The organism is Pseudomonas sp. AN-1, from assembly GCF_034057115.1.
GTDB lineage: Bacteria > Pseudomonadota > Gammaproteobacteria > Pseudomonadales > Pseudomonadaceae > Geopseudomonas.
Genome location: NZ_CP139195.1, coordinates 2,432,229 through 2,448,914, shown reverse-complemented (window position 1 = coordinate 2,448,914; position 16,686 = coordinate 2,432,229). Strand labels below are relative to the sequence as shown.

17 protein-coding genes are annotated in these 16,686 nt (G+C 70.3%); 11 read left to right on the top strand and 6 right to left on the bottom strand.

The window, feature by feature from the left end; all coding sequences use genetic code 11:
* Nucleotides 1-34 precede the first annotated feature (34 nt).
* Nucleotides 35-1,240, top strand: a complete 1,206-nt coding sequence (locus tag SK095_RS11425) for an MFS transporter (RefSeq protein ID WP_320546372.1) — start codon at nt 35-37, stop codon at nt 1,238-1,240.
* A complete protein-coding gene (locus SK095_RS11420) occupies nt 1,240-1,362 on the top strand; it encodes a hypothetical protein (RefSeq protein ID WP_268932788.1) in 123 nt (40 codons plus the stop codon). The genes SK095_RS11425 and SK095_RS11420 overlap by 1 nt, the downstream gene beginning before the upstream one ends.
* A gap of 10 nt (nt 1,363-1,372) precedes the next feature.
* On the opposite strand, the gene SK095_RS11415 is transcribed toward SK095_RS11420, so the two are convergent.
* From SK095_RS11415 to SK095_RS11400, 4 genes are read right to left on the bottom strand one after another with little or no spacing between them, the layout of a single operon-like run.
* Complete coding sequence (locus SK095_RS11415; protein ID WP_250009368.1) at nt 1,373-2,164, bottom strand: ABC transporter permease; 792 nt, start codon at nt 2,162-2,164, stop codon at nt 1,373-1,375.
* Nucleotides 2,161-2,883, bottom strand: a complete 723-nt coding sequence (locus tag SK095_RS11410) for an ABC transporter ATP-binding protein (protein WP_320546371.1) — start codon at nt 2,881-2,883, stop codon at nt 2,161-2,163. The genes SK095_RS11415 and SK095_RS11410 overlap by 4 nt, the downstream gene beginning before the upstream one ends.
* Nucleotides 2,880-3,848, bottom strand: a complete 969-nt coding sequence (locus tag SK095_RS11405; RefSeq protein WP_320546370.1) for a YVTN family beta-propeller repeat protein — start codon at nt 3,846-3,848, stop codon at nt 2,880-2,882. Before SK095_RS11405 ends, SK095_RS11410 begins: the two co-directional genes overlap by 4 nt.
* 38 nt (nt 3,849-3,886) lie before the next feature.
* A complete protein-coding gene (locus tag SK095_RS11400) occupies nt 3,887-5,053 on the bottom strand; it encodes an ABC transporter substrate-binding protein (protein WP_320546369.1) in 1,167 nt (388 codons plus the stop codon).
* A gap of 156 nt (nt 5,054-5,209) precedes the next feature.
* On the opposite strand from SK095_RS11400, the gene SK095_RS11395 reads away from it, so the two are divergent.
* From SK095_RS11395 to SK095_RS11385, 3 genes are all read left to right on the top strand, one after another.
* Complete coding sequence (locus SK095_RS11395) at nt 5,210-5,647, top strand: copper-binding protein (protein WP_136489608.1); 438 nt, start codon at nt 5,210-5,212, stop codon at nt 5,645-5,647.
* Nucleotides 5,648-5,809: 162 nt separating this feature from the next.
* A complete protein-coding gene (locus SK095_RS11390) occupies nt 5,810-7,084 on the top strand; it encodes a sensor histidine kinase (protein WP_201486665.1) in 1,275 nt (424 codons plus the stop codon).
* Complete coding sequence (locus SK095_RS11385) at nt 7,072-7,716, top strand: response regulator transcription factor (protein WP_201486664.1); 645 nt, start codon at nt 7,072-7,074, stop codon at nt 7,714-7,716. The genes SK095_RS11390 and SK095_RS11385 overlap by 13 nt, the downstream gene beginning before the upstream one ends.
* 140 nt (nt 7,717-7,856) lie before the next feature.
* Here the strand turns inward: SK095_RS11385 and SK095_RS11380 are convergent, their stop codons facing one another.
* Nucleotides 7,857-8,507: a pentapeptide repeat-containing protein gene (locus SK095_RS11380; protein ID WP_320546368.1), complete on the bottom strand. Its 651-nt coding sequence runs from the start codon at nt 8,505-8,507 to the stop codon at nt 7,857-7,859.
* Between the two features lie 157 nt (nt 8,508-8,664).
* Nucleotides 8,665-10,539: a quinoprotein ethanol dehydrogenase gene (exaA, locus tag SK095_RS11375; protein ID WP_320546367.1), complete on the bottom strand. Its 1,875-nt coding sequence runs from the start codon at nt 10,537-10,539 to the stop codon at nt 8,665-8,667.
* A 322-nt stretch (nt 10,540-10,861) separates the two neighbouring features.
* Here exaA and pedF point away from each other — a divergent pair, with 322 nt between their 5' ends.
* The 6 genes from pedF to SK095_RS11345 all read left to right on the top strand — a co-directional run bounded on the left by pedF (nt 10,862) and on the right by SK095_RS11345 (nt 16,680).
* Nucleotides 10,862-11,299, top strand: coding sequence for a cytochrome c-550 PedF (gene pedF / locus SK095_RS11370; protein WP_136489603.1), 438 nt, complete (start codon nt 10,862-10,864; stop codon nt 11,297-11,299).
* Between the two features lie 6 nt (nt 11,300-11,305).
* Nucleotides 11,306-12,211 carry a substrate-binding periplasmic protein gene (locus SK095_RS11365; protein WP_320546366.1) on the top strand — a complete coding sequence of 302 codons (906 nt, stop codon included), beginning with the start codon at nt 11,306-11,308 and terminating at the stop codon, nt 12,209-12,211.
* Nucleotides 12,212-12,359: 148 nt separating this feature from the next.
* Nucleotides 12,360-13,100 (top strand): quinoprotein dehydrogenase-associated SoxYZ-like carrier, encoded by a 741-nt coding sequence (locus tag SK095_RS11360; protein ID WP_372239872.1) that lies wholly within the window; start codon nt 12,360-12,362, stop codon nt 13,098-13,100.
* A 108-nt stretch (nt 13,101-13,208) separates the two neighbouring features.
* On the top strand, nt 13,209-14,147 hold the full coding sequence (locus SK095_RS11355) for a quinoprotein relay system zinc metallohydrolase 1 (protein WP_320546365.1): 939 nt from the start codon (nt 13,209-13,211) through the stop codon (nt 14,145-14,147).
* A 195-nt stretch (nt 14,148-14,342) separates the two neighbouring features.
* The gene (locus SK095_RS11350; protein WP_320546364.1) at nt 14,343-14,642 is read left to right on the top strand and encodes a hypothetical protein; all 300 of its coding nucleotides are present in this window, start codon (nt 14,343-14,345) and stop codon (nt 14,640-14,642) included.
* Nucleotides 14,643-14,790: 148 nt separating this feature from the next.
* Nucleotides 14,791-16,680 (top strand): SLC13 family permease, encoded by a 1,890-nt coding sequence (locus SK095_RS11345; protein ID WP_320546363.1) that lies wholly within the window; start codon nt 14,791-14,793, stop codon nt 16,678-16,680.
* The last annotated feature ends 6 nt before the right edge of the window (nt 16,681-16,686 follow it).

Below are 16,686 nucleotides of genomic sequence, written 5' to 3'. Positions count from 1 at the left end.
TGTTATCCTCGTCTTTTGCCTGCTGGAGACCCCCATGACCTCGCTTTGGCGCCACTGCGGCTGGATGCTGCTGGGCAGTTCGCTGATCCTCGCCCTGTCGCTGGGCGTGCGCCACGGCTTCGGCCTGTTCCTGCCGCCGATGAGCGCCGAGTTCGGCTGGGGCCGCGAGGTGTTCGCCTTCGCCATCGCCCTGCAGAACCTGATCTGGGGCCTGATCCAGCCGTTCACCGGCGCCTTCGCCGACCGCTTCGGGGTCAGGCGCACCGTGCTGATCGGCGGCGTGCTCTACGTCGCCGGCCTGGCGCTGATGGCCTTCAGCGACTCGCCGGCCTCGCTGTCGCTGAGCGCCGGCCTGCTGATCGGCCTCGGGCTGTCCGGCACCTCGTTCTCGGTGCTGCTCGGCGCCGTCGGCCAGGCCGCGCCGGTGGAGAAGCGCAGCATGGCCATGGGCGTCGCCGCCGCGGCCGGCTCGTTCGGCCAGTTCGTCATGCTGCCGGGCAGCCTCGGGCTGATTTCCTGGCTCGGCTGGTCGGGAGCGCTGCTGGCGCTGGCCGCGCTGATCGCCCTGATCCTGCCGCTGGCGAGCCTGCTGCGCGCGCCGGCGCAGGCCGTCGCGCACGGCCCGGTGCAGACCCTCGGCGAGGCCTTGCGCGAGGCGGCCGGGCATTCCGGCTTCTGGCTGCTGGCACTGGGCTTCTTCGTCTGCGGCTTCCAGGTGGTGTTCATCGGCGTGCACCTGCCGGCCTATCTGGTCGACCAGCACCTGCCGGCGCAGGTCGGCACCACGGTGCTGGCGCTGGTCGGCCTGTTCAACGTGTTCGGCACCTACACCGCCGGCTGGTTGGGCAGCTGCTACGCGAAACCGAAGCTGCTCGCCGCGCTGTACCTGATCCGCGGGGTGGTGATCGTCGCCTTCCTGTGGGCGCCGCTGTCGGAGTGGACGGCCTATGCCTTCGGCATGGCCATGGGCTTCCTGTGGCTGTCGACGGTGCCGCTGACCAACGGCACGGTGGCGACCCTGTTCGGTGTGCGCAACCTGTCGATGCTCGGCGGCATCGTCTTCCTGTTCCACCAGCTCGGCTCCTTCCTCGGCGGCTGGCTGGGCGGCTACCTGTTCGACCGCACCGGCAGCTACCAGCTGGTCTGGCAGATCTGCATCGGTCTCAGCCTGATGGCCGCGCTGCTCAACTGGCCGGTGCGCGAGCAGCCGGTGGCGCGGCTGCAGGCGGAGACCGCCTGATGCGCCGCGCGCTGCCCTGGCTGGCCGGCGGCCTGCTGCTGGCGGCGCTGCTCGCCCTGGCCTGGTGGGGCTGGCAGCAGGGCGGGCTGGCGCTGCTGATGCAGGGGCTGGGCGCGTGCTGAGGGCGCGGGGTCAGGCGTTGCGCCGCAGCGCCGCGTGCTGCGGGTTGAAGGTCAGCACGGCGAGCAGGCTGCACAGCGCGGTGACGCCCAGGCAGACCAGCAGGGCGGTGACGCTCAGGCGCTGGTAGAGGGCGAAGCGCACCAGCTCCACCGCGTGGCTGAACGGGTTGAGCGCGCACAGCCAGTACAGCCATTCGCTGGCCTCGCGCATCTTCCACAGCGGGTAGAGCGCCGAGGACAGGAAGAACAGCGGGAAGATCACGAAGTTCATCACCCCGGCGAAGTTCTCCAGCTGGCGGATGCCGTTGGACAGCAAGAGGCCCAGCGCGGCGAGCATCAGCGCGGCGAGCAGCAGCGCCGGCAGCGCGCAGAGCAGTCCCCAGGCCGGCGGCTGCACGCCGTACAGCCAGGCGATGGCGAGGAAGGCGTAGACCTGCAAGAGCGACAGCAGGCTGGTGGCCAGCAGTTTGGCGGCGAGCAGGAAGGGGCGCGGCAGCGGGCTCATCAGCAGCACGCGCATGCTGCCCATCTCGCGGTCGTAGACCATCGACAGCGAGCCCTGCATGCCGTTGAACAGCAGGATCATGCAGGCCAGCCCCGGGACGATGTAGGTCTCGTAGGTGATGTAGGTGTCGTAGGGCTCGATGATCGAGATGCCCAGCGCGGCGCGGAAGCCGGCGGCGAACACCAGCAGCCAGAGCAGCGGGCGCACCAGCGCGCTGAGAAAGCGCGAGCGCTGCTGGACGAAGCGCAGCCATTCGCGCAGCACGATGCCGCGCAGGCATTCCAGGTAGGCGGTCATGCGGCAACCTCCGTCAGGCGGGCGAAGCTGGCGGACAGGTCCTCGCCGCCTTCGGCCAGGCTCGCCGCCGTGCCGCGCGCCACCAGGCGGCCGCGATGGAGGATCAGCAGCGGGTCGTCGGCCTGCACCTCGTCGAACAGGTGGGTGGTCCACAGCACGGTCAGGCCGTCCTCGGCGCAGAGCTGGCGCACGTGCGCATTCAGCGCCCGGCGGCTGGCCGGGTCGAGGCCGGCGCTGGCCTCGTCGAGCAGCAGCAGCTGCGGGCGGTGCAGCAGCGCGCGGGCGATCTCCACCCGCCGCCGATGGCCGCCGTTGAGCGCGCGCACCGGCTCGCGGCGGCGTTCGGCGAGCTGCTGGCGGTCCAGCTCCAGCTCGATGCGCTCGGCCGCCACGCCACGCGGCAGGCCGTGCAGGGCGGCGTGGTAGCGCAGGTTCTGCTCCACCGAGAGGTCGAGGTCGAGGGTGCTCTGCTGGAACACCACGCCGATCTGCGCCAGCGCGCGGCGCGGCTGCTGGCGGATCGAGCAGTCGCCGATGCGGATGTCGCCCTCCTGCAGGTCGTAGAGGCGGGTGAGCAGGGCGATCAGGGTCGACTTGCCGGCGCCGTTGGGGCCGAGCAGGGCGTTGAAGCGCCCAGGCGCCAGGGCGAAATCCAGCCCGGCCAGCGCCTGGCGCGCGCCGTAGGCGAAGCCGACCCCGGACACCTCGAGGCCGATCATGGCGTCACCACCACGCCCCACGGGTAGCGGCCGACCTTGATCGACTTGGTGACCTTGAGGCTGTCCAGGTCGATCACCGAGACATCGCCGCTGACCCCGTTGGTGGTCAAGAGCTGCTTCTCGCCGGGGGTGAAGGCCATGTGCCAGACGCGGCGGCCGACCAGCAGGTAGTCGAGCACCTCGTAGGTCCTGGCGTCGACCACCGCCACGTGGTTGGCCGGGCCGAGGGCGACGAAGGCGTACCTGCCGTCGGCGGTCAGCTTGACGCCCACCGGCTGCACCTTGTCCGGGTGCACGCCCTTGATGGCGAAGTTCAGGGTCTTCACCGGCTGGCGGCTGGCGACGTCGATCACCGTGACGGTGCCGCCGATCTCCGCCGAGGCCCATAGCAGCTTGCCGTCCTGGCTGAACTCGACGTGGCGCGGGCGCTGGTCGACCTGGGTGTTGTCGACCAGCTCGTGGGTGGTGGTGTCGATCCAGTGCAGCATGCTGGTGGTTTCGCTGGTGTTCACCGCCCACTTGCCGTCCGGGCTGACCGCCATGCCTTCCGGCTCGACGCCGACGTCGATCTGCGCCTTGACCTGCTCGCTGTCGACGTCGACCACGGTGACCAGCGCGTCGTCCTCGTTGGAGATGTACAACCACTGGTTGTTGGGGTGCAGGGCGAACTGCTCGGGGTCGGCGCCGGAGGGCAGTTCCTTGACGATCTTGCGGCTGGCCAGGTCCATCACCTGCACGCGGTCGGAGTCGCTGGCGCAGATGTACAGCAGCTTGTTGTCGCTGGACAGGGTCAGGCCGCGCGGGCGCATGCCGACCTCGAGGGTCGCCACCGTCTCCAGCTTGTCGAGATCGATCACGCTGATGCTGTTGTCCTTCTCGTTGGAGACGTAGGCAGTGGCGGCGAGAGCGCCGTGCCCGGCGAGCAGGAAGCCGGCGGCGCTGGCGGCGAGGAGCAGGTGGCGCATGGCAGTTCTCCGAATACTTGTTGTTGTCGTGGGGCCGCTCAGGACTCGGCGAGGCGGCAGCGGCTTTCCGGGCGGTCGTAGCCCAGGCTGTCGAGGTCGGTGACCGGGTGCAGGAAGCCGTCCTGCGGCGAGGTGGTGACCAGCGCGCGCGGCTGCACCACCGGGATCGGCTGGCGCAACTGGCCGTTCCAGTCGCGGAAGCTCAGCTTGCGGCCCTTGAAGCCGTCCAGCGGCAGCTCGGCGGACAGCGCCAGCTGGCGGATCGCCGCGGGATCGCTGCTCTTCAGCTTGTTCGCCGCGGTGGCGATGCTGCGCACGGCGATCCAGGCGGCGAAGTCGCGGTCGTTCATCCAGCGTTTCGCGTGTTCCTCGAAGCGCTTCTGCAACTGGGCTGCGCCGTAGGTTTCCACGGTCTTGTGCCAGCCGGTCGGGGTCAGGCCCTGGGTGCCGGCCACCGGGCGCGGGTACCAGGTGTGGTAGGGCACGTACTCGCCGAAGTCGCCGCGTTCGTCGGCGACCAGCACCACGTCGTACTCGGCGGTCTGGGTGAACAGCGGCATCTCGGCCTGGGCGCTGCGGCGCTGGTCGTTGTCGAAGGTCCACGGCTTCTCGGCGACGATCTTCACGCCGAAGCGCCTGGCGGCGCGGCGCAGGGCGTCGGCGTAGGCCGCATCGTCGGCGGTCGGGCCGGGGATCAGCAGGGCGCGCTGCCACTTGCGCGCGGCGAGGAACTGGCCGAGGGCGTCGGCGAGCATGGCGCGGCTGGGCAGGGTGTGCAGCACGTTGGGCGCGCACTGCTCGAGGCGCAGGCTGTCGTCGGCGCTGCCGGCGTTGAGCAGCAGGCTGTCCGGCATGGCCGCGGCGAGCTGGCGCAGGCTGTCGGCCGGGGCGTTGACCACGAACAGGCGCAGGCCGGACTCGTGCAGGGCGCGCGCCTGCTCCAGCAGCGCTGCGCCGCTGGCGGCCTCGGCGCTTTCCAGCCGGTAGCTGTGCTTGAGGAAGCGCCCGGTGCTGTTGCTGTCCTCGATGGCCAGCTCGGCGCCGCGCAGGCCGGCGTCGGTCGGCTCGGGGATGACGTTGGACAGCACCGGGCCGCGCTCCGGGGTGTAGCCGAGGTAGCCGATGCGCACTTCCAGCGCGGCGCTGGCCGGGCCGGCCGCGAGCAGGCCGAGGGTGGTGATCAGGCAGGGCAGCAGGGTACGCATGGCAGCCTCCGATGGGGTTGCTGCCAGCTTAGGAAGGGAGTGGGGGCAGGCAAATATGCAGAAAGTACCGCCGGACCGGTACCAAGGTACTGATTCGGCGGCGGGATGCTGCTCTTAGCATGGACTCCGACAACAACAAGTACAGGAGCCTTGCCCATGTCCCCGCTCAGAACCCTGGCCCTGCCTGCCGTGCTGATCCTCTCCATGCTCGGCTTCGATGGCGCCCACGCCGCCGGCGACCTGACCCGCCGCACCGAAGCCTTGCCCGACCTGGTGATGGGCTCGGAAGCCAGCGACTACAGCCTGTCGCAGACCGAGTACCGCCTGGAAACCGGCAAGGCCTACCAGCTGAAGATCATCGCCAGCGGGCGCAAGGAGTACGCCTTCCAGGCGCCGGAGTTCGCCGGCGCCATCTACCTGCGCAAGGTCGAGGCCGGCGGCGTCGAGGTCAAGGCGACCACCCTCAACGAGCTGGAGTTCGAGGACGCCGGCGAGGCGGAGATCTTCTTCGTGCCGATCAAGCCGGGCAAGTACCGCTTCTACGCCAAGGGTCTGGAAGGCAAGGGCATGCTCGGCGTGTTCGTGGTGCGCTGAGAGCCAGTCCACGATCAGCTGCGCGTCGGCCATGCTGCGTTGAAATCGGGTTCGGACTGCTCATTTACAACTCGTAAACTCCGCGTCCTCACCCGATTTCGCCTTGCCTGGCCTTAGCTCGCAAGATCGTGAACAGGCTCTTCGAGCTCAGAGAGTCCGATCATGACCGCGCCGCTTTCCGCCCTCGGCCGCGCCAGCCTGCTGGTCAGCGGCCTGTTCCTCGCCGTGCTGCTGGTATGCCTGGCGCTGCTGCTGCGCCAGGCCGAGCTGGACATCCGCCGCGAGCTGCAGGCCGCCGACAGCGTGGCGCGCTTTCTCGCCCTGCGCGCGGCGGACGATCCGGCGCTGCTCGACGCCAGCCTGACCGCCAACCTGCGCCACCTCGAACTGGACTGGGGCGACGGCGCCAGCAGCGACACGGCGGACAACCCCCTTGCCTTGTGGGCTGCCGGGCGCTTCGCCGACCTGCCGGTGTACCGGGTGGCGCTGGCCGACGGCCGCAGCCTGAGCATCCGCGTCAGTCCCGTCGACGAGCTGGACGAGGTGTGGGAGTCGCTGCTGCAGCTGCTGGCGCTGTTTCTGGTCGCCTGGCTGCTGTGCCTGGGCGCCAGCGCCTGGCTGGTGCGCCGCGGGCTGACGCTGCTCACCGACATCCTGCGCGCCCTGCAGGCGATCGCCGGCGGTGCGCTGGACACCCGCCTGCCGGCCTACGCCCAGCCCGAGGCGCGCCGGCTGGCCGGGCAGGTCAACGCCATGGCCCAGGCCCTGCAGCAGGCCGGCGCCGACAACCAGGCGCTGACCGCCGCGCTGCTGGAGACCCAGGAGCGCGAGCGCACCCGCCTGGCCCAGGCGCTGCACGACGACCTCGGCCAGATCCTCGCCGGCATGCGCGCCCAGCTCTACCTGCTCGACGCCTGCCGCGAGTCGCCGCAGCAGGTCGCGGCGATCAGCCGGCGCCTGCAGGACAACGGCGAGCAGATGCAGCAGAGCTTCCGCAGCCTGGTGCGCGACCTCTATCCGGTGGTGCTGGAGCGCCTCGGTCTCGGCGAGGCGGTGCGCCAGCACGTCGAGCAGTGGCAGGCGCAGCAGGGCATCGCCTGCGAACTGGAGCTGGACGCGGCGCTGCCGCGGCTGCGCGACGAGGCGCGCGCGCACGTCTATCGCCTGCTGCAGGAGGCGCTGACCAATGTCGCCCGGCATGCCGGCGCGCGCGGGGTGCGGGTCGGCCTGACCTGCCGCGGCGCGCTGCTGCGCCTGGAGGTATGCGACGACGGCCGCGGCCTGCCGGCCGAACTGCGCGAGGGCGTCGGTCTGCGCTCGATGCGCGAGAGGGCGCGCTGCCTCGGCGGCGCCCTGCAACTGCACGGCGCCGCGCCCCGCGGCCTGCGCCTGTGCGTGGATATTCCGTGGCGGGAGTGGACGACATGCACATCCTGATAGTCGACGACCATGCGGTGGTGCGCCAGGGCTACGCCAGCCTGCTGGCGACCCTGCTCGAGGACGTTTCCGTGAGCGAGGCGGCCAGCGGCGAGGAAGCCCTGCAGCGGGTGGCCCAGGGCTGCCCGGACCTCTTGATCCTTGATGTCGGCCTGCCCGGCATCAGCGGCCTGGAGACCGCGCGGCGCCTGCTGGCGCGCCACGCCGGGCTGCGCGTGCTGTTCTTCAGCATGCACGACGAGCTGCCGGTGGTGCGCAAGGCGCTGGAGGCCGGCGCCAGCGGCTACCTGACCAAGAGCGCGCCGCCGCAGGTGCTGCTGGAGGCGGTGCGCAAGGTGCTGGCCGGGCACACCTACCTCGAGCACGGCCTGGCCACCGCGCTGGCCTGCTCCGGCCAGGAGGACCAGGACCCGCGCCTGCGCGGCATGACCCAGCGCGAGCTGGAGATCTTCGTGATGCTCGCCCGCGGCGTCGGCCTGCGGCAGATCGCCGAGAAGCTGTGCATCAGCGCCAAGACCGTGTCCAACTACCAGACCCTGCTGAAGAACAAGCTGCAGGTCGCCAGCCAGGGCGAACTGGTGCACCTGGCCATCGACACCGGCCTGCTGCGGGTGGGGCAGGCGGGGGCCTGACTTTCACGCTACCGATGGCTCCCACGCTCCCGCGTGGGAGCCGGACTCCGGGCATCTCTGCACCAGACGCGGAGCGTCTGCGGATGGCGTGCCCACGCAGGAGCGTGGGCACGATCAGAGTTGCCGACCCTACACCTCTCTCAGCGTTCCCAATCCAGCGGGCACTCCCTGCAGCCTTCCATGTTGGTGCCCTGGAAGGTGGCGTAGTGGCGCCGGGCGCCGGCGAGGTCGACGGCCTCCAGGTTGGCGTCGTTGATCTTGGCTTCCTGCAGGTTGGCGTCGCGCAGCGTGGCGCCCTTGAAGTCGGCCTTGCTCAGCCAGGCCATCTCCAGGTTGGCGGCCGTCAGGTTGGCGTCGTGCAGGCGCGCCGCGGACAGGCGGGCGAATTCCAGGTTGGCGCCGGTCAGGTCGGCGCCGGTGAAGCGTGCGGCCTGGCCGTGCGCTGCCCAGCCGTTGATCGCCACCAGCCGTGCGCCGGAGAAGTCGGCCAGGCGCAGGTTGGCCTGCTGCAGGCTGGCGCGGGTCAGGTCGGCCTTGTGCAGCCGGGCCTTCTCCAGGTTGGCCAGGTCGAGCCGGGCATGGCGCAGGTCGGCGCCGCTCAGGTCGGCGCCGGACAGGTCGATCCGGCGCAGGTCCAGATGACGCAGGTCGGCGCCGCGCAGGTCGGCGCCGGGGCAGCGGCTTTCCGCCTCCAGGCGGCAGCCGTTGATCACGGTGGCGCCCTCGTCGTCGGCGTGGGCATGGCTGGCGAGGGACAGCAGGGCGAGCGGCAGAAGCAGAAGTGGGCTCATGGCAGCATTCCTGTAGGGTGCGCCGTGCGCACCATGAAGAGGGGAGGTGCGCACGGCGCACCCTACGGGCGGTGAGCGGAAAAAGGACGGGGACGCACCGGGCGCCCCCGCCAGAAGCCGGGCGGCGGAGAGACGCCCGGTTTTTCCTGCCAGCTCCTCAGCGCTTGGCGGTCTTGGCGTCCCAGCTCGGCAGCTTGAACACCCAGAACGAGCCGCCCTGGGCGACCGGCTTGGTCAGCTCGGCCATGTCGCCGCCCCACAGCGGCACCGCGCCGCCGTAGCCGGCGGTCACGCCGATGTACTGCTCGCCGTCCTGCTCCCAGGTGATCGGCGGCGAGATGATCCCGGTGCCGACGTTGAACTGCCACAGCTCCTTGCCGGTCTTGGCGTCGAAGGCCTTCAGGAAGCCGTCGCCGGTGCCGGTGAACACCAGGTTGCCCTTGGTGGCCAGCACGCCGGCCCACAGCGGCAGCTTCTCCTTGTGCTCCCAGGCCACCTTGCCGGTGGTCGGGTTCATCGCGCGCAGGATGCCGACGTGGTCGTCGTACATGCGCTTGATGCGGAAGCCCTGGCCGAGGTAGGCGGAGCCCTTCTTGTAGGCGACCTCCTCGGTCCAGTAGTCCTCCTTCCAGTGGTTGGCCGGCACGTAGAACAGCCCGGTGTCCTGGCTGTAGGCCATCGGGTTCCAGTTCTTGCCGCCGAGGAACGGCGGCGACACCTCCACCGCCTTGCCGTGCTTCTCGCCCGGCTCGGGCTTGGCCGGGCGCTGGCCTTCGTTCTCCACCGGGCGGCCGGTCTTGAGGTCGATGTGGCTGGCCCAGGTGATGCCGTCGACGAACGGGAAGGCGTTCTGCAGCTTGCCGTTGGCGCGGTCGACCACGTAGAAGAAGCCGTTGCGGTCGGCGTGGGCGGTGGCCTTGACGGTCTTGCCGTCCTTGTCCTTGTAGTCGAACAGCACCAGCTCGTTGTTGCCGGAGAAGTCCCAGGCGTCGTTGGGGGTGTGCTGGTAGAACCACTTCACCTCGCCGGTGCTCGGGTCGACGCCGACCTGGCCGGAGGTGTACAGGCTGTCGTAGTCCTTGGGATCGCCGCCCTCGCTGGTGCGCGCCCAGCCGTTCCACGGCGCCGGGTTGCCGGCGCCGATGATGATGGTGTTGGTCGCCGGGTCGAAGCTGGCGCTCTGCCAGGGCGCGCCGCCGCCGTGGCTCCAGGCTTCCTTCTTGCCGGTCGGCGACTTGGGATCGTCCGGCCAGGACGGCGCCTTGACGTCGCCGGTCGGGGTGCTCTCCTTGCCGTTCAGACGGCCCATGTGGCCCTCGACGAACGGGCGCATCCACACTTCCTCGCCGGTGTCCGGGTCGCGGGCGAACAGCTGGCCGACCACGCCGAACTCGTCGCCGGAGCTGCCGTGGATCAGCAGCACCTTGCCGGTCTTCTGGTCCTTCACGATGGTCGGCGCGCCGGTCATGGTGTAGCCGGCGCCGTGGTCGCCGAACTTCTTCTTCCACACCACCTTGCCGGTGTCCTTGTTCAGCGCGACCACGGCGGCATCGAGGGTGCCGAAGTAGATCTTGTCGCCGTAGATGGCGGCGCCGCGGTTGACCACGTCGCAGCACGGGCGGATGTCGTCGGGCAGGCGGTGGCTGTAGGTCCACAGGCGCTTGCCGGTCTTGGCGTCGATGGCGAACACCCGCGAGTAGGAGCCGGTGACGTAGATCACCCCGTCGTGGACGATGGCCTGGGATTCCTGGCCGCGCTGCTTCTCGTCGCCGAAGGAGTAGGACCAGGCCGGGGTCAGCTTGAACACGTTGTCGGTGTTGATCTGCGCCAGCGGGCTGTAGCGCTGGGCGCTGGTGCCCATGCCGTACTGCAGCACGTCGGCGGTGGTGACGTGGTCGTTGGCGATGTCTTCCCAGCTGACCGTCTTGGCCAGCGCCGGCAGGCCGAGGCCGAGGCCGGCGGCCAGCACCAGGCAGTGGATGGTGCGGCTCAGCGGGCGCGGAGCGGAGGGCAGGATCTCTCTTGTTGTCATGGGGGCGGTATCCCTGGTCGGTGGTGGAAGGCTGCGCGGGGCAGCCGCTCACCCCGATAGTGGCCCCCGGACGATGTGCCGGATAGGGAAGACTTCCCGCTGTCTTCGGGAAAAAATCCCTTTTGAAACAACGACTTGTTCTGCTACCAAGGGTCTGCTCCGAAGGGCCCCAGGTACTGCTTCCAAGGTCTCATACCAAGGGAGTAGGGCGCGGGCACCAAAGCAGAATACTGGCTCTGGCCGTCGTCTCCCTAAGATGCGATCAACGCATTCCGCGTCCTGGAATGCACCGCCTTGCACCGCATCGAAACGAGGTATCGCCATGAACAACAAGAAATTCCTGCCGGCCCTTCTGGCTACCCTGGCCCTCGGCGCCGCCACCCAGGTCCTGGCCCATGGCGACGTGACGCCGCAGGCCGTCAACACCGCCGGCCTGGAGCAGCTGGGTAGCGAGTGGCGTGACGAGAACCCCTATCGCGCGCCCTACGAGAACAATGCCCATGCCGTGGAAATCGGCAAGTCCGCCTATACCCAGAACTGCGCGCGCTGCCACGGCCTGGATGCCATCTCCGGCGGCATCGCCCCCGACCTGCGCATGCTGGATGCCGGCATCGAGGGCGACGAGTGGTTCAAGGAGCGGGTGATCAACGGCGCGGTGCGCGACGGTCGCGTGTACATGCCGAAGATGGCCGACTTCCTCAGCCAGGAAGCCCTGTGGGCCATCCGCAGCTACCTGGAAAGCGTCGCCATCACGGAGTAAGCCGCCATGCGCCTGCTCGCCCTGCTGTTCGCCAGCCTGCTGCTGCTCGCCCAGGGCGCGCAGGCGCAGGTCCGGCCGTTCGACGACATCGTCGCCTCGGGAGTGCTCAAGGTGGCGGTATACGAGAACTTCCCTCCCTACAGCTACCAGCAGGACGGCCAGGCGCGCGGCGTCGACGTCGAGCTGGCGCAGAAGCTCGCCGACAGCCAGGAGCTGCGCCTGGAGCTGATGTGGATCACGCCAGGCGAGAAGCTCGACGACGACCTGCGCAACTTCGTCTGGAAGGGCCACTACCTGCGCCCCGACGAACTCGCCGACGTCATGCTGCGGGTGCCCTACGACCGCAACTACGCGTTCAAGCGCAACGAGCTGGGCGAGCTGGTCAACGAGCTGGTGGTGATGTTCGGCCCCTACCAGCGCGAGCGCTGGCAGGTCGCCCACGACACCCGCCGCCTCAAGGAAGTGCCCAGCGTCGCGGTGTTCGGCTACCACCCCATCGGCGTCGAGCTGGAGAGCGTGCCGTCGTTCTACATGAGCTCGGTGTTCGGCGGGCGCATGAGCGGCAACACCCGCCACTATCCGAGCCCGCCGCTGGCCTTCGCCGCCATGCGCGAGGGCAAGGTGGATGCGGTGATGGCCATGCGCGGCGAGATCGACTGGCTGCTCCACGAAGCCGGGGATTCGCAGCTCAAGGCCGCCGACAACGCCTATCCGGAGATGGGCCGCCAGCAGTGGGACATCGGCATGGCGGTGCACGAGAGCAACCGCCAGCTGGCCTATGCCCTGGAGGGCGCCCTGGTGGAGCTGATCGGCTCCGGCGAGCTGGCAAAGGTCTACGCGCGCTACGGCCTGCGCTACGAGGTGCCCGAGCTGTACGAGGGCGAGGTGCAGGCGCAGACCCACGGCGAGTGAGCGTCGCTCCCGCGCCTGATCGCTCCCACGCTCCGGCGTGGGAGCGTCTGCCGGGACGCTCCGCGTCCCGGGTTGCAGGCGCAGGAGCGCTATCGGTGCGCATGGCGCACCCTACACGGGAAGGAGGCAGGGAATGACCATCCGGAGCATGGGGCTGGCGCTGGGCTGGCTGTTGCTGAGCAATCCGCTGTGGGCGGCGGAGTCCGATCCGCTGCAGTCGCCGATGTGGAGCTTCCACCAGACGCGCTTCCTCGGCGAGGCGCCCTACGAGTTCGACGAGCGGGTGCGCCTCAGCGCGCCACCGTTCGCCGAGGATTCGCGCCAGGTGCCGATCAGCATCGACGCCTCGGCGCTGGGCAGCGAGGTGGTGCGCATCGTCGCCTGGGCCGAGCTCAACCCGATCCCGCACATCTTCACCTTCTTCCCCAGCGGGCCGGTGGCGCCGCGCATCGCCCTCAACATCCGCGTCGAGCAGGCCACGCCGATCCGCGCCGCGGTGCTGACCCGCGACGGCACCTGGCACGTCGGCTCGACCCGCGTCGACGCCGCCGGCGGCGGCTGCACCGCGCCCAGCGCGGTGCGCGCCCAGGCCGGCTGGGAGGAACACCTCGGCGAGATCTTCGGCGCCCGCTTCCCGCAGGGCGACGGCAGCCGCCTGCGCCTGCGCATCGCCCACCCGATGGACAACGGCCTGTCCGGCGGCATCCCCGAGTTCTTCGTCGAGCGCGCCGAGCTGCGTGGCGCGGGCGGCGCGGTGCTGGCCAGCCTGGAGCTGCACCCCTCGGTCAGCGAGAACCCGACCCTGACCCTGCAGCTGGACGGCCAGGACGCCGACCAGCAGCTGTGGCTGCGCGACAACAACGGCAACGAGTTCGAGGCGGCGTTCTGAGTGTCCAGCCAGGTGCGCGTGGCGCACCCCACGGTTCAGGGCGCGCGAATGCGCGTCGGCGTGGGTAGGGTGCGCCGTGCGCACCGATCACATTGCAAAGGAGGCAGCATGCGTTTGGTTACCTTGCTCGTGGCGATCTTCCTCAGCCTGCCGCTGATGGCGGCCGAGCTGGCCTACGACCTCGAGCCCCGGCAGATCGCCGCGGACACCTGGCTGCTGGAAGGCAGCACCGGCAACTTCGAGATGGCCAACGGCGGCAACATCGTCAACGTGGCGTTCATCGTCACCGAGGCCGGGGTGGTGCTGATCGACACCGGCATCTCGAAGCGCTACGGCGAGGCGCTGCGCGCCGCCATCGGCCGGGTCACCGACCGGCCGATCGCCCTGGTGATCAACACCCACCACCATCCCGACCACGTGTTCGGCAACCAGGCCTTCAGCGATGTGCCCATCGCCAGCCTGGCGAAGACCCGCGAGCTGCTGGCCGAGCAGGGTGGCGCCTTCGCCGACAACATGTACCGCCTGCTCGGCGACTGGATGCGCGGCACCGAGGTGCTGCTGCCCGGCGAGACGCTGGAGCCCGGCGTGCGCGAGATCGGCGGCCACCGCCTGCAGCTGCTGGCCTTCAGCGGCCACACCGGCGCCGACCTGGCGGTGTTCGACCAGACCACCGGCGTGCTGTTCGCCGCCGACCTGGTGTTCTACCAGCGCGCCCTGACCACCCCGCAGACGCCGGGGCTGGAGGTCTGGCTGGGCGACCTGGCGGAGCTGGAGAAGCTGCCCTACAAGCTGCTGGTGCCCGGCCACGGCCCGGTCGCCACGGGGCGCGAGCCCTTCGTGCAGATGCGCGACTACCTCGGCTGGCTCGACGGTCTGCTGCGCGAGGCGGCGGTCGCCGGCCTGGACATGAACGAGGCGATGCAGGCGCCGATCCCCGAGCGTTTCGCCGCCATCAGCCTGACCCGCTTCGAGCTGATCCGCACGGTCAGCCACCTCTACCCCAGGTACGAGGCGCAGGTGTTCCGGCGGGTGGATGCGGGGCAGTAGGGGCGCCGGAACCGCCCGATCCGCGCGCCATCCGGCCCACTTCCCGGCTGGAACGCCTGGCATTGCTCTGGATCAATGTCCGGGGCAGCGGTCGATTTCATAAATGTTAAACAGTGCCGGGGCAGGCCCCTGGCGTCGGAGGAAACTGTACGGGCGAGTGAGCTCGAGACCGAGCGACGACATAGAGGGATTTTGATGAACTGCAAGACCAGTGGGACCCCGGACGGCCAGCCTGAGTGCTGTGGCCATTGCGATAGCGAGCAGCGCGAAGCCCCGGATGGCCGGATGCTGCAGATGGAGCTGGAGTGGCGCGCCCAGGAGCGCATCGCCATCGCCGAACTGGTGGACCAGGCGCATCATCTGATCCAGGAGATCATCCGCGGCGAGCACGGCATCGATGTACTGCCGGCGGCCAGCAGCCAGCTGGCCAAGGCGAGCCAGCTGCTCAACTGGCCGATGCCGTTCGACCCGGCCCGGCACGCCAGGAACGCCTGACCGCCCGCTCCGTCCGGTCGCCGGCGCGCCCTGCCGCCGGTCCTGCGCCCCGCCTGCGTGCGGGGCGTTGCGTTTCCGGGACCGGGCTTGTCGCCCGGCCCGCCGCTGGCTAGGGTTCAACTCAGTCGGACCGGGCGAGGCGGTGGGCATGACGGGCTCCCAGATGGCGATAGTCGCGGTGCTGCTGGTCACCCTGGCGCTGTTCCTCTGGGGCCGCTGGCGGCACGACCTGGTGGCGCTGGCCGCGCTGCTGGCCTGCGTGCTGCTCGGCCTGGTGCCGGCCGAGGAGGCCTTCGCCGGCTTCGGCCATCCGGCGGTGATCACCGTCGCCTGCGTGCTGGTGCTCGGCCAGGGCCTGCAGCAGAGCGGTGCGGTGGACATCCTCGCGCAGCGCCTGCTGCCCGGCAGCGGCGGGCCGACCAGCAGCCTGCTGGCGCTGCTGGGGCTGGCCGCGCTGCTGTCGGGGTTCATGAACAACGTCGGCGCCCTGGCCCTGCTGATGCCGATCGCCCTGCAGCTGGCGGCGAAGCACCAGCTGGCGCCGGGCCAGGTGCTGATGCCGCTGTCGTTCGCCTCGATCCTCGGCGGCATGACCACCCTGATCGGCACGCCCCCCAACCTGATCGTCTCCGGCTACCGTGCCTCCAGCGGCCTGGGCGGCTACGCCATGTTCGACTTCACCCCGGTGGGGCTGGCGGTGGCGCTGCTCGGCGTGCTGTTCGTCGGTCTGCTCGGCTGGCGCTGGGTACCGGCGCAGCGCCCGGCCGGCACCGCGCACTTCGAGAGCGACAGCTATCTCAGCGAGGTGCGCATCGAGGAGGGCGGCAAGGCGGCCGACAAGATGCTGCGCGAGGTCGAGCAACTGCTCGACGACTGCGACGCGCAGATCGTCGGCCTGGTCCGCCACGACGTGCGCATCGCCTCGCCGGCACCGCGCCGGCGCCTGCAGGCCGGCGACATCCTGATCATCGAGGTCGAGCCGGAGTCGCTGTCCCCGGCGCTGGCCAGCCTGGGCGCCAAGCTGGTGGAGGACGTGCCGCCGCCGGCCCCGGAGCCGCTGCCCGCAGAGGATGGTGGCGATCTGCCGGCCGCGGCGGCGGACCAGGCACCCGGCGCGGGGCAGGCGCCGGAGCCGGGTGGGGAGGTCGCGGATGCGGCGCCGAGGAGCCGGGCCGGCAGCGAGGAGCTGGTGATCCGCGAGCTGGTGGTGATGCCGGGCTCCAGCCTGATCCGCCGCTCGGCCAGGGATCTGGAGCTGCGCAGCCGCTACGGCATCAACCTGCTGGCGATCTCGCGCCAGGGCCTGCGGGTGATCCGTCGCCTGCGCTCGACGCCGCTGAGCGCCGGCGACATGCTGCTGCTGCAGGGCGGCGAGGAGGCGCTGGCCGGCTTCGCCGGGCTGTTCGGCTGCCTGCCGCTGGCGCCGCGCGACATCCGCGTGCCGAGGCCGGGCCAGGCGCTGCTCGCCGGGGTGCTGATGCTGGCGGCGGTGGCGCTGGCGGCCTTCGGCGTGCTGCCGGCGGCGGTGGCCTTAGCCGGCGGCGCGCTGGCCTTCGCGCTGACCAATCTGGTGCCGCCGCGCGCCCTGTACACGGCGATCGACTGGCCGGTGATCGTGCTGCTCGGCGCCATGCTGCCGGTGGCCGACGCCATGTTCTCCACCGGCGCGGCCGGCGTCATCGCCCGTTTCCTGCTCGAGCACCTGGCGCGTGGCGAGGCGCTGCTGGCGCTGGTGCTGCTGCTGGTGGTGACCATGTTCCTCTCCGACCTGATGAACAACGCCGCCACCGCCGCGGTGATGAGCCCGATCGCCCTGAGCAGCGCGGCGCAGCTCGGAGTCAACGCCGACGCCTTCCTGATGGCCATCGCGGTGGGCGCCTCCTGCGCCTTCCTCACCCCCATCGGCCACCAGAACAACACCCTGATCCTCGGCCCCGGCGGGCTGCGCTTCGGCGACTTCTGGCGCCTGGGACTGGCGCTGGAGCTGGTCGTGCTGGCGGTGGGGGTGCCCATGCTGCTGTGGGTCTGGCCACTCTGAGAGCCC

Coding starts and splice junctions, on each gene's coding strand:
- SK095_RS11385 (WP_201486664.1), top strand. CDS start 7,072: ATGCACATCCTGATAGTCGACGACCATGCGGTGGTGCGCCAGGGCTAC.
- exaA (WP_320546367.1), bottom strand. CDS start 10,539: ATGACAACAAGAGAGATCCTGCCCTCCGCTCCGCGCCCGCTGAGCCGC.
- SK095_RS11365 (WP_320546366.1), top strand. CDS start 11,306: ATGCGCCTGCTCGCCCTGCTGTTCGCCAGCCTGCTGCTGCTCGCCCAG.
- pedF (WP_136489603.1), top strand. CDS start 10,862: ATGAACAACAAGAAATTCCTGCCGGCCCTTCTGGCTACCCTGGCCCTC.
- SK095_RS11350 (WP_320546364.1), top strand. CDS start 14,343: ATGAACTGCAAGACCAGTGGGACCCCGGACGGCCAGCCTGAGTGCTGT.
- SK095_RS11425 (WP_320546372.1), top strand. CDS start 35: ATGACCTCGCTTTGGCGCCACTGCGGCTGGATGCTGCTGGGCAGTTCG.
- SK095_RS11355 (WP_320546365.1), top strand. CDS start 13,209: ATGCGTTTGGTTACCTTGCTCGTGGCGATCTTCCTCAGCCTGCCGCTG.
- SK095_RS11390 (WP_201486665.1), top strand. CDS start 5,810: ATGACCGCGCCGCTTTCCGCCCTCGGCCGCGCCAGCCTGCTGGTCAGC.
- SK095_RS11400 (WP_320546369.1), bottom strand. CDS start 5,053: ATGCGTACCCTGCTGCCCTGCCTGATCACCACCCTCGGCCTGCTCGCG.
- SK095_RS11415 (WP_250009368.1), bottom strand. CDS start 2,164: ATGACCGCCTACCTGGAATGCCTGCGCGGCATCGTGCTGCGCGAATGG.
- SK095_RS11360 (WP_372239872.1), top strand. CDS start 12,360: ATGGGGCTGGCGCTGGGCTGGCTGTTGCTGAGCAATCCGCTGTGGGCG.
- SK095_RS11420 (WP_268932788.1), top strand. CDS start 1,240: ATGCGCCGCGCGCTGCCCTGGCTGGCCGGCGGCCTGCTGCTGGCGGCG.
- SK095_RS11410 (WP_320546371.1), bottom strand. CDS start 2,883: ATGATCGGCCTCGAGGTGTCCGGGGTCGGCTTCGCCTACGGCGCGCGC.
- SK095_RS11345 (WP_320546363.1), top strand. CDS start 14,791: ATGACGGGCTCCCAGATGGCGATAGTCGCGGTGCTGCTGGTCACCCTG.
- SK095_RS11405 (WP_320546370.1), bottom strand. CDS start 3,848: ATGCGCCACCTGCTCCTCGCCGCCAGCGCCGCCGGCTTCCTGCTCGCC.
- SK095_RS11380 (WP_320546368.1), bottom strand. CDS start 8,507: ATGAGCCCACTTCTGCTTCTGCCGCTCGCCCTGCTGTCCCTCGCCAGC.
- SK095_RS11395 (WP_136489608.1), top strand. CDS start 5,210: ATGTCCCCGCTCAGAACCCTGGCCCTGCCTGCCGTGCTGATCCTCTCC.